Annotated in this window: 16 protein-coding genes; 6 read left to right on the top strand and 10 right to left on the bottom strand. The window is 69.6% G+C overall.

Features of this window, described 5'->3' with window-relative positions; all coding sequences use genetic code 11:
• The first annotated feature begins 82 nt into the window (after positions 1 to 82).
• Positions 83 to 253: a hypothetical protein gene (locus EOT10_RS19875; RefSeq protein ID WP_223281107.1), complete on the top strand. Its 171-nt coding sequence runs from the start codon at positions 83 to 85 to the stop codon at positions 251 to 253.
• Positions 254 to 291: 38 nt separating this feature from the next.
• On the opposite strand, the gene EOT10_RS19870 is transcribed toward EOT10_RS19875, so the two are convergent.
• The 7 genes from EOT10_RS19870 to EOT10_RS19840 form a co-directional block, all read right to left on the bottom strand.
• A complete protein-coding gene (locus EOT10_RS19870) occupies positions 292 to 537 on the bottom strand; it encodes a DUF1918 domain-containing protein (RefSeq protein ID WP_262985427.1) in 246 nt (81 codons plus the stop codon).
• Positions 489 to 2,003, bottom strand: coding sequence for a nicotinate phosphoribosyltransferase (locus EOT10_RS19865; protein ID WP_223281106.1), 1,515 nt, complete (start codon positions 2,001 to 2,003; stop codon positions 489 to 491). Before EOT10_RS19865 ends, EOT10_RS19870 begins: the two co-directional genes overlap by 49 nt.
• A gap of 139 nt (positions 2,004 to 2,142) precedes the next feature.
• A complete protein-coding gene (locus tag EOT10_RS19860) occupies positions 2,143 to 2,811 on the bottom strand; it encodes a CBS domain-containing protein (RefSeq protein ID WP_127829589.1) in 669 nt (222 codons plus the stop codon).
• 147 nt (positions 2,812 to 2,958) lie between these two features.
• Positions 2,959 to 4,128, bottom strand: coding sequence for a site-2 protease family protein (locus tag EOT10_RS19855; RefSeq protein WP_189491829.1), 1,170 nt, complete (start codon positions 4,126 to 4,128; stop codon positions 2,959 to 2,961).
• Between the two features lie 377 nt (positions 4,129 to 4,505).
• Positions 4,506 to 5,162 carry a CBS domain-containing protein gene (locus tag EOT10_RS19850; RefSeq protein WP_127829588.1) on the bottom strand — a complete coding sequence of 219 codons (657 nt, stop codon included), beginning with the start codon at positions 5,160 to 5,162 and terminating at the stop codon, positions 4,506 to 4,508.
• A 9-nt stretch (positions 5,163 to 5,171) separates the two neighbouring features.
• Entirely contained in the window at positions 5,172 to 5,798 is a 627-nt protein-coding gene (locus tag EOT10_RS19845; protein WP_127829815.1) for a CBS domain-containing protein, read from the bottom strand.
• On the bottom strand, positions 5,798 to 6,412 hold the full coding sequence (locus EOT10_RS19840; RefSeq protein WP_189491826.1) for a CBS domain-containing protein: 615 nt from the start codon (positions 6,410 to 6,412) through the stop codon (positions 5,798 to 5,800). The genes EOT10_RS19845 and EOT10_RS19840 overlap by 1 nt, the downstream gene beginning before the upstream one ends.
• Before the next feature lie 229 nt (positions 6,413 to 6,641).
• Between EOT10_RS19840 and EOT10_RS19835 the strand changes: the two genes are divergently transcribed.
• From EOT10_RS19835 to EOT10_RS19820, 4 genes are all read left to right on the top strand, one after another.
• Positions 6,642 to 7,007 carry a hypothetical protein gene (locus tag EOT10_RS19835; protein ID WP_127829586.1) on the top strand — a complete coding sequence of 122 codons (366 nt, stop codon included), beginning with the start codon at positions 6,642 to 6,644 and terminating at the stop codon, positions 7,005 to 7,007.
• Positions 7,008 to 7,266: 259 nt separating this feature from the next.
• Complete coding sequence (locus tag EOT10_RS19830; protein WP_127829585.1) at positions 7,267 to 8,268, top strand: Acg family FMN-binding oxidoreductase; 1,002 nt, start codon at positions 7,267 to 7,269, stop codon at positions 8,266 to 8,268.
• Positions 8,269 to 8,653: 385 nt separating this feature from the next.
• A complete protein-coding gene (locus tag EOT10_RS19825) occupies positions 8,654 to 9,112 on the top strand; it encodes a cyclic nucleotide-binding domain-containing protein (protein ID WP_127829584.1) in 459 nt (152 codons plus the stop codon).
• A 57-nt stretch (positions 9,113 to 9,169) separates the two neighbouring features.
• Complete coding sequence (locus tag EOT10_RS19820; protein WP_127829814.1) at positions 9,170 to 9,823, top strand: CBS domain-containing protein; 654 nt, start codon at positions 9,170 to 9,172, stop codon at positions 9,821 to 9,823.
• 63 nt (positions 9,824 to 9,886) lie between these two features.
• Here EOT10_RS19820 and EOT10_RS19815 read toward each other — a convergent pair whose 3' ends face one another.
• Positions 9,887 to 10,570, bottom strand: coding sequence for a CBS domain-containing protein (locus EOT10_RS19815; protein ID WP_127829583.1), 684 nt, complete (start codon positions 10,568 to 10,570; stop codon positions 9,887 to 9,889).
• A 267-nt stretch (positions 10,571 to 10,837) separates the two neighbouring features.
• Between EOT10_RS19815 and EOT10_RS19810 the strand changes: the two genes are divergently transcribed.
• Positions 10,838 to 11,722 carry a universal stress protein gene (locus EOT10_RS19810; RefSeq protein WP_127829582.1) on the top strand — a complete coding sequence of 295 codons (885 nt, stop codon included), beginning with the start codon at positions 10,838 to 10,840 and terminating at the stop codon, positions 11,720 to 11,722.
• A gap of 4 nt (positions 11,723 to 11,726) precedes the next feature.
• On the opposite strand, the gene EOT10_RS19805 is transcribed toward EOT10_RS19810, so the two are convergent.
• Complete coding sequence (locus EOT10_RS19805) at positions 11,727 to 12,182, bottom strand: pyridoxamine 5'-phosphate oxidase family protein (RefSeq protein ID WP_127829813.1); 456 nt, start codon at positions 12,180 to 12,182, stop codon at positions 11,727 to 11,729.
• Positions 12,183 to 12,309: 127 nt separating this feature from the next.
• Complete coding sequence (locus EOT10_RS19800) at positions 12,310 to 13,002, bottom strand: helix-turn-helix domain-containing protein (protein WP_127829581.1); 693 nt, start codon at positions 13,000 to 13,002, stop codon at positions 12,310 to 12,312.
• Positions 13,003 to 13,320 lie beyond the last annotated feature (318 nt).

Raw genomic sequence — 13,320 nt, 5'->3', positions numbered from 1 at the left:
TGCACGGTTCTCGTCTCATTCGAGGAGTACCCCAAACCTTTGCGCGGCGCATGTGGAAACCCCTGCGGAGCGGAGCCCGGAAGTGTGGAACGGGGATCATCCGCGCGCGGGCCACCTGACGCCCGGCGGCCGGGCGATGTTCCGGCTGATGGGCTGCCGCTACGGCGACCACCGCGACTGGCAGGCCATCGATGCCTGGGCGGACGGGATCGCCGAGGACCTCCGGCGGGGCACTCTCGCCGAGCCGTGCTGAGTTCCGCGTACGACTCGGGCCTCTTGCCGAACCGGCGGTCACTCCGCGCTGACATGGTCTTGCCCGGCCCGAGGGGTGACGGGCGCCGACGGCATGTCGGGGCGCTTCTCCGTTGAGCCCGGCGCATGTGACAGGTGGCGGATGTAGGCGTCCTGCCCGGGAAAGTACAGGCTCACCCGCCCGTCGTCGGCCCAGCGCACGTCGTAGGGCGGGCTGCCGTCGGGGTGGTGAACGCCTACGATTTCGCCGTCCCGGGTGATGACGCCCGCCGTCGTGCCGCGCACGACGATCTCGTCTCCGGCGCAGGCGTACACGAGGGTGCCGCTCGGTATCCCGGTTCTGGGCGTCGCACGGTCGCGTCCTGCGCGGACGGGGGCGCGCTCGCCTCCTGGCCCCCGTGCTTCGACGGTGCGGCGGAGCCCATCGAGGGAATTCTGGCCTCGATGTCCGAGCGGACCCGCGTGGTCAGTTCCTCCAGCGCCCTGGACCGGTTCGCGGGCACGGGTTCGGGATCGTGGATCCGCAGGGCCGACGCCGGCAGGGCGGCGATGTCTTCCCGGAACCGTCCGCGTGCGTCCTGCCAGCGGTCCGCCGGACCCGTTCGCCTTCCGCCACGCATCACTGTGTGCAGCAGTGGCCGCGCCGAGTCCGGCGGGTCCTCCCACGACAGGGCGATGACGTCCGGTTGTCCGGCGCGCCGGTAGACCTGTTTGGGGCCAGGGGCCGTGACTTTCGCCGAGGACAGCTTCATCACGGGACGGCCGTCGTACTCGGTGAGCTTGTACGCGGCGTCCAGGTACGGGGCGTCAGCGGCGACACCGACGCGGGTGCCCACGGCGAACACGTCGATCGGGGCACCGGCTTCGACGAGCCGGGCCACGCCGTACTCGTCGAGTCCGCCGCTGGCCACGATGCGCACGTCAGGCAGACCGGCATCGTCCAGGATGGCCCGTGACCGGCGCGAGAGAGCGTCCAGGTCACCGCTGTCCAGGCGGATCGCGCAGCCGGGACCACGCCGGAGGTCGCACAGGACACGAGCCGCGACCCGCACGCCCGTCTCGGTGTCGTAGGTGTCCACGAGGAAGGTGACGGGGCCGGGGTGGCAGCGGGCGAAGGCGCGGAAGGCCTCTTCTTCGCTCGCGAAGGTCTCGATGTAGGAGTGCGCCATGGTCCCTGAGGCCGGAATGCCGAGGGCGCCTGCCGCGGCCACGTTGCTGGTTCCCGCGAAGCCGACCATGGCCCCCAGACGGGCCGCCTGCGTGCCGGCCCACGGACCGTGCGTGCGGCGCAGAGAGAAGTCCACCACGTCCCGTCCGGCGGCTGCCAGCACACAGCGCGCCGCCTTGGACGCCACCACCGTCTGGTGACAGAGCTGGTTCAGGAGGTAGGTCTCGACGAGCTGGGCCTGGGGAAGCGACGCGGTCACCTCCAGCAGAGGCTCCCCGGCGAATATCGCGTGCCCCTCGGGTACAGCTCGTACGTCACCGTCGAAGGCGAGGCCGAGGAGAGGTTCGAGGTCCCGCACCGGGCGGTGCAGTGCGGCGGCGAACTCCTCGACGTCCTCCCGCTCGACACGGTATTCGGAGAGGAAGTCCAGGGCGGGCTCCAGGCCCGCCGCGACCAGGAATCCCCGGCCAGGAGGGAGGTCGCGGACGAAGAGGCTGAAGGTGGCCGGGGCCCGCATGTCCTCGCGGAGGTAGGACAGGGCCATGGTCACTTCGTAGAGATCGGTGGTGGTGACGTCGGACATGATGATCGCCGCCGCAAGGTCGTGGTCCCCCCAAACCAGTCTGACGGCGAATGTGCGGAAGAACAGGGGCCTCCGGGACCTTGGCCCGGTCTGTTCGGCCTCAGCGCGGGGACCGCCCGCGGCGCCCAGAACAGCCCACCTACTCCGCGGTCTCGCGCTGCGTCGCGGTCTTGTGCGCGAGGTCGAACTGCACGTCGACGACTCCTTCGACGGACCGCACCAGGCGCGCCGCGATGGGCACCATGGCGGTGTCGTGGATGACGCCCGTCAGCGTGGCCACCCCGTCATGCACCTCGACTTGAATGGCCGACGGCGGCGGGAAGAGGTAGGACACGGTCTCTCGTCTGACCTCCTCGGCGATCTTGTCGTCCCCGCGCAGGAAGACCTTGAGAAGGTCGGCACGGCTGACGACCCCCGCCAGCAGACCTGCGTCGTCCACCACGGGCATCCTCTTGACCCCTTCCCGGGCCATGACGCGCGCGGCCTCGGCCAGCGTGGCGTCGGCCCGGATCGTGACGGCGGGTGAGGACATGAGGTCCCCTGCGCGGAGAGCGTCGGCCTTCGCCACGTCGACCGGCTTACGCAGTTGGAGGTAGGCCACATCGGGGTCGTCCCTGAGTTCCTCCTTGGGCAGCAGGTCGGCTTCGGAAACAACGCCGACGACTCGTCCTTCGCCCTCGATCACAGGAAGGGCGCTGATCTGCCAGTCCTGCATGAGCTGCACGATCTCCTTGAAGCCGGCCTGTGAGCCGACGGCGGCGACGGTGTGCGTCATGACGTCGCTGACGATGTGCGGGGTGCCGTACATGATGACTCCGTAAGGTCTGCGTCGGTCCTGCCGATTCCAGCCTCTGCCGGTGGGGCAGTGGTGGACAGGGGCCACGTGGCCCTTCGAGGCGGGCCGGGCGGTGTCCCCCGACGTCGGCGGCACGGACCGGGTGACCAGCCGGCACGCTCAGGCTGCGGGACGGTGCCAGCGGGTCCCGTCGTGTCGGGGATGCGCGGCCGGGGTGGGCCAGGCCAGAGCTCGGGTGATGTCGGCGACGGCGAGGATGCCGACCAGTCGGCCGTGATCGAGGACCAGGGCGCGATGCGTCGAGTTCTCCTGCAAGCGAGGCAGCAGGTCGAGCACGGGATCCTCCGGAGCGGCGGTCACGACCTCGCCGAGGGGGTACATCACATCGCTGACCGTCGTGTGCGTACGGGCTTGAGGTGCTTCCGCGTTCACTCGCCGCACGGTGACCAGACCGGCCACGGATCCGTCCGCCGCCACGACCGGGAATGCTGAGTGCCGGTAGGCGCCGAAAGGTCCTTCCGCCAGGAAGTCGGACAGAGTCGCTGTCCCTTGGACGGTGACCGGGTCCCGCGTCATGACCCGGCTGACCTGGACTCCGTCGAGCGCACCCTGGATCTGTGCCTGCCGGGCTTCGGCCGTCGCTGCGGCGATGAGGAACCAGCCGATCAGAGCGGGCCACAGACCGGACAGGTCTCCGGCGAACAGTACGTCCGCGAACCCGATCAGGACCATGAACCAGCCGAGCGCCCGGCCGGCCGCGGAAGCGCCGCTGGTGGCCCGCAGCCGGTCGCCGGTGCGGTGCCACAGGTAAGCCCGCAGCAGCCGTCCGCCGTCCAGTGGGGCAGCGGGAAGCGCGTTGAACACGGCCAGCAGGACGTTGATGGCCGCCAGCCAGGCGACCGCCTCCACGACGAGTCCGGACGCGTGCAGCGTGTGCAGTCCCACGGCGGCTCCGGCGAGTACGGCACCGGCCAGCAGACTCGTGAGCGGCCCCACCCCGGCGATCCGCATTTCTGCCGCCGGCGACGGGGCTTCGCCGCGCAGCCGCGCGGCTCCTCCCAGCATCCACAGGGTGATGCCTTCCACCTGAACGGCATTGCGGCGCGCGACCACGGCATGTGCCAACTCGTGCGCAAGCAGCGAGATGAGGAAGACCACCGCGGTCAGTACGGCGAGCGACCAGTACGCGACGGCGGAGTGGCCCGGGTGGGCGTCGGGAAACCGGCCGTTCGCCAGGGCGACGGTGACCAACGCGACGATGACCAGGACGCTCCAGTGCAGGCCGACCCGGATCCCGGCGATCCGACCGAGGGGCAGTGTCTCGTCCATGAATCTCGCCTCGCCCTCCGGTCTTCGCCGTACAGACCCGTCACGCGTGTGCCGGGCGTGGGCCACGCGGCGACGTGTGACACGCCGTCGTGTGACGCGGAGCAACGTCCTCGACACCTTCACAGTGCGGCGGCACTCATTCGCGCAGGGAGGGGCCGGTCGGCTCTCCTGCGGGACAGCCCGGCCCTGATGCCATCGGCGGGCGCGCGGGAGATCGCTGAGTCCGGTCAGTGCCCGTGGTGGCTGAGGAAGTGTCCGCATGAGGCTGTCGGTGTGCGATGACGGCCACAGGTGCCCGGGTGTGGTGAAACCGGTGCCTTCGCCGGCGGGGCGCTGCGCGACTCGGTGCTGATGCCCGGTGGAGCTGGTCAACTCCTTCAGTCATCTACGGTGTCGTCGACGGCGTAGGCGAGCCGCGCCCTTACCGAGACCACGCCGTCCACGGTGCCGCAGAGCCGTTCGATGACCGGGACAAGGCTCTTGAACTGCACCGTTCCGCGGAGCTCGACGCGACCATCGGCCACCTCGACGGTGATGGTGGCGGGGTCCTGGCGCAGGGTGCGGTCGAGGATGTCCCCCTTGATCTCGTGGCGGATCTCGTCGTCGTCACGGAGGAAGATGCGCAGCAGATCGCGTCGGCTGACGATGCCGAGCAGGGTGTCCTTCTCGTCGACGACGAGCAGGCGTTTCACGCCCTGGGCTTCCATGAGTCTCGCGGCTTCGGCGACGGTCCAGTCCGGTCCGGCGCACACAGGGGGAGCGGACATCAGTTCCTCGGCACACAGCGCTGCGGCCTTGTCCTCCGGCACCGTTTCTCGTTTGGGAAGCGACCGGAAGTAGTCGCCCTGGCCCGAGGATTTCCGGAGGAGGTCCCCTTCGGAGATCAGGCCGAGGGGACGCCCCTCTGAGTCGACGACCGGGACGGCCGACACCTGGTGTTCGGCCAGTGTCCGGACGATGTCCTTGAAGGCCGTGGTCCGGGCGACGGTGATGACCTCCCGCGTCATCAGCTCGCCCACGTTTCGATGCCTCATGGCCTTCTCCTACTTTTCTCTGGCTGTCGGCGAGCCGATCGGCATGTCGTCACGCTCGTAGTCGAGCCGATCGACCACGTCCACCACTCCGTCGACGCTGTGGCACAACCGAACGATCACGGGGATGAGCATGCGTCGCCCCACCGTGCCGCTGAGGGTCACCACACCATCGTCGACTTCGACGGACAGAGCCGAAGGTGCGAGTTGGAGCGTGCGGGTCAGGACGTCTTCGACGATCTCTTCCCGGATCGACCTGTCGGGGCGCAGGAAGAGCTGCACGAGGTCGCTGCGGCTCAAGATCCCGACAAGGCGGCCGGTGGCGTCCACCACGGGCAGACGCTTGACCGAGTGTCTGCCCATGACGCGGGTCGCACGGACGACACTCCACTCGGGTGAGGCGGTGATGGCAGGACTGGTCATGATGTCGGCGGCGGTGATCGCGCCACCCGCGGCCTCGCGTCTGTGGAGCAGGTCGGCCTCGGAGACGACACCCACGGGACGTTCGTCCTCGTCCACGACGGGCACGGCGGTGATGTCGAACTCGTCGAGGAGCCGGGCGATCTCCTTGAACGGGGTGCCGCGCCGGACACTGACGGCCATCGGGGCCATCAGATCGGCGACGGTTCGGTGCCTCATCATCGTCCTCTCCCGGCGGGGACCTCGACGTCGAACTGTGTGGTGACGTCCACGACTCCCGGTACCGTGCGGGCGACGCGCGTCAGCACGTCCTTCAGGGACGCGTCGGGGATGACCCCCGTCAGGTGGACGATGCCCTCCGCGACGTGGACGCGCACCTCAGCCGAACCGTCGGGGATGAGCTCCGTCAAGATCAGCTCACGGAGTTCCTCGGCAATGTCCCCGTCAGGGCGGAGGTAGACCTTGAGGAGATCTCCCTGGCTGACCATTCCGACGAGGCGGCTCTCGTCGTCGACCACGGGAAGCCGCTTCAGCCGGCCCCGGGCCATCAGGTGGGCAGCGCCCGCGATGGTGGCATCCCTTTTCACCGTGACCGCGGGTTCTGTCATCAGCTCACCGGCGGTGACGGTACGGGACTCGTCCGCGCCACGTGCCTTGAGCAGCAGGTCAGCTTCGGAGACCACGCCGGCCACCCGCCCTTCCGTCGAAAGAACGGGCAAGGAGCTGATCCGCCACCGGCGCATGGTCTCCACGATGTCCTTGAGCGCTGTCCCTGGACCGACGGAGATGACGGCGTGGTTCATCACGTCGTCGACGACGCGCAGGTGCTTCATCACGCCTCCTGAAATATCGGCCTCACCTTCGAGCCTGGGCATCGCTGTCCCTATGGGCTAGGGCCGTCCGGGGTTTCAGCTGGGGACTGACCAGTCCTTCTGCGGGTCAGCGGGCGGCAGTGGTGCGGCGCACGGACTGGGGGCGCGATTACTGTGACGTAGCGTCATCCGGGACCTCGACCCGGTGCGATGAGCTCTTCGGCGATCTGTTTCCCCACCTTAGTGAGTTGTGGGCGTCGACCTGCACATCGTCCGCCGCGACGCCGTCACCATCGCGCACGGACTGCCCGTGCAGCGCCGGCAGGAGCGAGTGGCCCTTCAGCGCAGGGTGGCGGGGCCTCGGCCGTGGGAGCCCGCCGTCTCGCCGTGGTCGGCGGACGAATTCGATACTGCGGTCCGCATCGCGGATGGCGTTGAGGCAGAAGTTCAGGGCGTCGTACCAGCGCTGGTCGTCGGCGGCCGGGCCGAAGACCGCGTCCAGCATCTTGGCGTACTCGCGGATCGCGGGCGCGGCGCCGGTGAGGTCGTCGTGATGTCGTGCGGGTTCACGAAGTTGACGGCCATGAACCAGAGCTTGTCCTGCGAGACGACGTGACCTACGACCGGGGTCGAAGTCAGGAGAAGGTGGAACCGTTCAGCCCTACCCGGTCCACCGCTGTGAGGCGGACGCTGGTAGGAGGGGAGACTCATCGTTCGGATGTTCGAACAGGAGGCCCGGCGATGAATCACCTGGTGGGAGGCGGATCAGTGGCCTCTCGGGGTCATCTGGCCGCCGGGACGCGGCCCACACCCACCGCCCCCGAAGTCCGCCTGACGATGGCCGCAGCACGTACGCAAGACGGGACGGAAAGACCGTGACCATCACCGCTCTGACCCGCAAACTCGTCACCTCGCTGGTCGAGGACGCCAGTACAGCACCGTCCATGCACAACGCGCAGCCGTGGAAGTTCGTGCACCGGGTGGGCACCGGCACCGTCGAACTGTACGGAGACCCCACCCGCGGCATGCCGCGCGAGGACCCCGACCACCGAGCCCTCCATCTCGGCTGTGGCGCCGCTCTGTTCGGTCTGCGCGTAGCCGCCGCGCACCACGGCCTCCACGCCGCCGGGCACCTGTTGCCGGACCCTGGCGATCCCTGGTATCTGGCCGACGTCCGCCTCCGCCCCAACGCCGCCGGGGAGGGGGACGAGGACGAGACCCTGTCTTCTCTCCACTCCGTACTGCGGAAACGGCACACCAGCCGCTTCCCGTTCACCGAGGAGCGGGTCCCCGCCGAAATCCTCGACGGGCTGCGTGCCGCGGCCCTCCTGGAGGGCTGCCGGCTCGGTGTGCCGGGAGCGTGGCACACGGACACCGTGCTCGATCTGGTCCACGTATCCGAGCTGTTCGAGTCGGCGGACGCGTCGGTGCGGGCGGAGATCGCAGCCTGGACGCGCACCGGCGCGACCGACGACGGGACCGAGACGGAAGGGATCCCGGCGTACGCCTTCGGTCCGCGGCAGTACGACGTGACCTCCCCGGTCCGTGACTTTGACACCCAGCGCGGTGCCCAGGGCCGCGTATCGGCCCGTTTCGAGAAGACACCCCAGATCGCTCTGCTGGGGACGGCGCAGGACACACCGGAGCAGTGGCTGGCAGCCGGCCAGGCACTGCACCGGGTGCTGCTCCAGGCCACCCTCGACGGCCTGTCCACGTCGCTCATGTCCCAGCCCGTGGAGTGGCCCGAACTCCGCTCCCTCACACGGGATCCCGGGGCGACGACGGGCTATGTCCACATGGTGATCCGCCTCGGCTACGGGCCCAAGGGGCGCGCTACGCCGCGTCGGCCGGCCGAGGACGTGCTCACCTTCGTGTGACTCCGGATGCCGGGGGCCTTGAGCCGGGGGCCTCAATGGGTCTTCCAGGTAACCGGGTTGAGGCCTCATCCTGCCGTCGTTCACGTCTCGTCGGTGCCGGCAGGGAGAAGGGTCATCCGCTTCTCGCGGATCCTGATCGCGCGGTGCGCGGCCCGAAAAGGCCCGTTCCTCGTGGCGCGTCCTCGTCGAGCCCGGCGTGATCCGAACGAGAGGCCCTGGGAAGCCGTGATGTCCAGCCGGCCGGCGTAGGGCTTCAGGGATTCCTCGTGCGACGAAGGCCCCCGCGGCCAGGCCGAACGGCCCCCCTCCGGGCCCGTGCGGCCCGTTGTGCGAGGTCCCCGGCGCGCCGACGCTGGAATCACGAGCGACGAAGGGAGCGGGTGCGATGACAACCGCCACCACCATGAACGCGGCGCTCTCCGCCGAGCAGCGCGAACGCCTGATGGAGTTCGCCCGTGAGGTCTCCTTCGAAGTGGGGGACCGCCTGTTCGAGGAGGGCGGGCGCGCCGACCGCTTCTGGATCGTACGGACCGGCACCGTGGCCCTCGACTTGCACGTACCCGACCGTCAGCCCGCAGCTGTCGAGACGCTCGGGCACGGCGAACTGATCGGCTGGTCCTGGCACTTCCCGCCGTACCACTGGCACCTGGGCGCCGAGGCGATGAGCCCGGTGAGAGCCTGGGAGTTCGACGCCGAGGCCGTGCGGGCGCTGTGCGCCGACGACCCCGAGTTCGGCCGGGCGATCGCGGTCTGGGTCGGGCTGGTGGTCGCCGACCGACTGCACGCCTCCCGCATCAGGCTGCTCGACCTCTACGCGCCTCACGGCAGCGGCGAGTGGGTATGACCGACCGCCCTTTTGGTCGGAGGCCGTCGGCGTTCTGAGGAGGAGAACGTGGAGACCGTGGAGAGCAGTGCCTACCGTGTGAGTGACGTGATGACGCGTGCCGCCGTCGCCGTCGGCCGCAAGGCCATTTTCAAGGACGTCGTCGAACGCATGGAACAGTGGAAGGTCAGCGCCCTTCCCGTGCTGGAGGGCGACGGCAGGGTGATCGGAGTGGTGTCCGAGGCCGATCTCCTGCCGAAGGAAGAATTCCGGGACAGCGATCCGGACCGCCTCACCCAGTTGCACCGCATGGCCGACATGGCCAAGGCCGGGGCGCTGTGCGCCGAGGAGCTGATGAGTACTCCGGCCGTCACCGTCCACGCCGACGCCACGCTCGCCGAGGCGGCGCGCATCGTGGCGCTCCGGCACGTGAAACGGCTGCCCGTCGTGAACACGCAGGGCCTGCTCGAAGGTGTCGTCAGCCGAGGTGACCTGCTGAAGGTGTTCCTCCGCCCGGACAACGACCTCGCCGACGAGATACGGCGCGATGTCATCGACGTCCTGTTCCAGGCCCCCGTGGTGCCCGTTCACATCACGGTCGTCAACGGCGTCGCGACCCTGACGGGGACGGTGCAGGACGCCACCCGTATTCCGCTCGCCGCGCGCCTTGTGCGGGGCGTCGAGGGCATCGTCGGAGTGGACTGCCGGCTCACGGCGGCCGACGGAGGGTGAACGGCACGGGGTGCCCCCTCAGCCCGATCGCCTTCCGGCGTGACCGTTCCTCGTGACCGTTCTTCAGGCACCTGGGAGGTCGGGGTCGAGGTCCGGATGGCGGGGCGCGCCAATCAGTGCGCACCGCACGTCCACCACACCGGCCACGGCACGTGAGAGCCGGGTGGCGAGTGGGATGAGGGCGGTTTGGTGGACCCGGCCGGCAAGCGTGACGACACCGTCCTGGACTCCGACACGAATCGTCTCCGTGTGTGTGCCGAAGATCCTTTCGACGACCTCGCTCCGGACCTCCTCGGCGATGGCCCTGTCGTCCCGCAGGAAGACTTTCAAGAGGTCGGAGCGGCTGACGATGCCCTTCAGGACGCCGTCGGGGCCCGCCACCGGCAGCCGCTTGACCTTGTGGCGCGCCATGACGCGGGCGGCATGGGCGAGGGTGGCATCGGGCGCCACGGTGACGGCCGGGGCAGTCATCAACTCCGCGGCGGTGACTGCGTCCGCCTTGCGGACCTCCGCCAGATTCTGCACCTGCCCGTAGCGGCCCACGTCTCCTTCGCGGTACTCCTCCTTGGGTAGCAGATCGGCCTCGGAGACGACGCCGACGACGTGTCCCGCGTCGTCCAGCACCGGCAGGGCGCTGACCCGCCACTCGCGCATGGCCTTCACGATGTCCTTGAAGGCGGCACCCCTCTTCAGAGCGACGACCCGACGGGTCATCACGTCGTTCACGAGGGTCGGCGTGCCGTTCATGACGCCCTCCCGAGCTTGGGGTGCTGCGGACATCTTCAGACTGCGGCCCGAGGCCCGTCGACGGCATGGGCCAAGTGGGCCCGACTCTCGGCCCCGCCGAACCGTGCTCCCGGGGATGGGCCCTTCGGACCCGATCAAGCCCTGTCGGCCCTCCTTCATCGCATGCGGAGCGAGGAAGCTGGATGGCGGGTTCTCGCTCCCGGATTCCCTTTCCCGACCCGGTACTTCCCGCGCCCGGAACCCCCGTGCACCACGAGGAGGCTTGTCATGACCCCCCACGTCACCGCCGGTGTGGACGGTTCGCCCGAAAGCCTTGCGGCCTCCTGTTGGGCCGCTCGAGAGGCTGTTCTGCGTGACGTACCGCTGTACCTCGTCCACGTGGAGGAGTGGCCGACAACGCCGTCGGTTCCGCTCGCCTTCGCCCCGTCCACGGACGTGTGGTCCGAAAACCTGCTGCGTGACGCGGCTGACCAGGCACGCAAAGACCACCCCGGACTGGAGGTCGTCACGCGGCACGTACACGGCCGGGCGGGGGAGGTACTCACCGTCGCCGCGAACGAGGCAGATCTGACGGTGCTCGGGTCGCGTGGCCTCGGGGGCATCGTCGGCTTCCTCATCGGCTCGGTCTCCCTCGCGGTCGTCGCGGCGTCCACGCAACCCGTGGTGCTCGTGCGCAGGGAGGTTGGCGCACCGTCACCGACGCCACCGGCTCCTCGCGAACTGGACTCGGGAGATGTCGTTCTTGGTCTCGACATCTACCAGCCGTGCGACCCGCTCATCGCTTTTGCGTTCGGCGAGGCCGCCCGCAGGCCCGGAACCCTGCACGTCCTGCACAGCTGGGCCCTGCCCGCCTCGTACGGGTACGCCGCCATCACCGACCCGGGCATCGGCGTAGAGCTCGAACGGCACGCGTCCGAGGGGCTGACGGACATGCTGCGCCCATGGCGGTCCACGTTTCCGGGGGTCCAGGTCACGGAAAAGGCTGTGGTCGGCGTGGCGGCGGGCGAACTTCTGCATGCTGCGCGGGGCGCGGACCTGGTGGTCGTCGGGCGCCACCGGAGGCGTCCCCCGTTGGGGTCTCACATCGGCCACGTCGCACACGCGGTGATCCACCACAGCCCGGCGCCCGTGGCCGTTGTCCCCTTCGACTGACCGTTCAGCGCCCGGCGCCACCCGGCCGAGCCGTCTCCCTCGGGACCCCGCTCCCTGCTCCGAGCGCGCTCCCGGTGACCAGCACGGGTTCGATGCGGAAGAAGACGTCGTGGCGCGACGACCGCCAGGCGGGTGGACCGGTCCGGCTCAGTCGCAGGTGGTCCTCGGGGTCGGTCACCACGGTGGCGCGCCCGGTGACCAGCACACTCCAGCCGCTGGCCGTGGAGGGGTCCACTTCGTCCGTCTGGAAGGCGACCACCGCCTGATCGATCGCGTTCGCGAGCGGTGACAGGGCCGATGTCCGCACCACCACGGAGAAGTCGTCATCCAGACTGAAGGCGACCGGCAGCACGGCGGGCAGGGCGTGGTGCGTGTGGACGATGCGGCCGACATGGGCCGTGGCCAGGAGCCGCAGGCACTCCTGCCGGTCGATTTCTCGGATGCCGTCCCTGGGGTACATCACCGCGGTCAACTCTCCTGCTGTACACCTGCCGCCGACTGGGTCCTGCCGGGTAAGAGCGACGGGTCCGCGGTCATCGGCCCGCGTCCGGATGAGGCCCCATCCTCTTCACTCGGCATCGATGGCTTCACGCCTCTCGACGCACCACGATCCGGCGCCCGGAGATGGCGTCCGGTTCGACCCGCACCCACATGTCCCGCTCGCCGCCCGCCCAAGGGCCGCTGTAGGCAAGCGCGTTCAGCCGCCGCACGGTGTCCGGATCCGTCACGGCCCGGCCCCGGCCTTGCAGCAGCACGCTCCATCCCTGGCTGAGTGCCTCGTCGATCCGGTCGACCTCGAAGGCGACCTGGTTGCCGACGGCGGTGGCGGGCGTCGCGTCCGGCGCCGTTCTGAAGGCGATCGCGCCGTCCACGACGGTGTAGTTCAGGGGGACGATCAGCAGTCCGGCCGGACCGTCGATGGCGACCCTGCCCACACCGTGCGTCGACAGCCTCTCCCAGCATTCGTCCACGCTCATCTCGGCCAGCTCGGGATGGTCTGCCGCCGTGCCGATGCCGGGGGGAAGGCCCGCGTCGGAACCGCGTAGAGCCGATACGGCGATGCCCAGTGCGTCGGCGAGTCTGATCAGGACGCCGATGCCCGGCATGGCGCTGGGCTTCTCCTCCAGGTATTGGATGTAATCCGGGGCGGTGCCCACTCTGGCGGCCGTTTCCTCGCGAGTGAGACCGAGTTCCTGTCGGCGTTGGGCGATGCGGCGTCCGATGTCGCCCTGTGGGCCTGCCGATGCTGCCCCCGTATCCGGCTGTGCATGCTCTGACATGGCGCCTAACCCTTCTATGGCGATCCCTTTCTATGCCTGACGGCTGCTGATCGCGCGAACGACGGCCAGGGGCAGCTCGTTCGCCCTCCGCGTTCGTTCCTGCCCCGTTCCGGCAAGACGGCAGGAACTGCACCCGGTGCCCTCTCGCGTGGAGCGCGCCCGTGTGTCCAGCGTGCCTGCGGCCGACGCTGGCCACATGGGCCGGGCGGCCCTCTTTGACCGGCCGAGCGGAACCTCCCGGCACCAACGGCCCCTTCTCGACGCGCGTGGGGACCACCTGGCCCGGAACCCGGTCCGACCGGCCCCTGCCGCCGGCCG

It is taken from the genome of Streptomyces antnestii (assembly GCF_004005495.1).
Taxonomy (GTDB): domain Bacteria; phylum Actinomycetota; class Actinomycetes; order Streptomycetales; family Streptomycetaceae; genus Streptomyces; species Streptomyces antnestii.
This window is presented reverse-complemented; position numbering and strand designations above follow the sequence as displayed.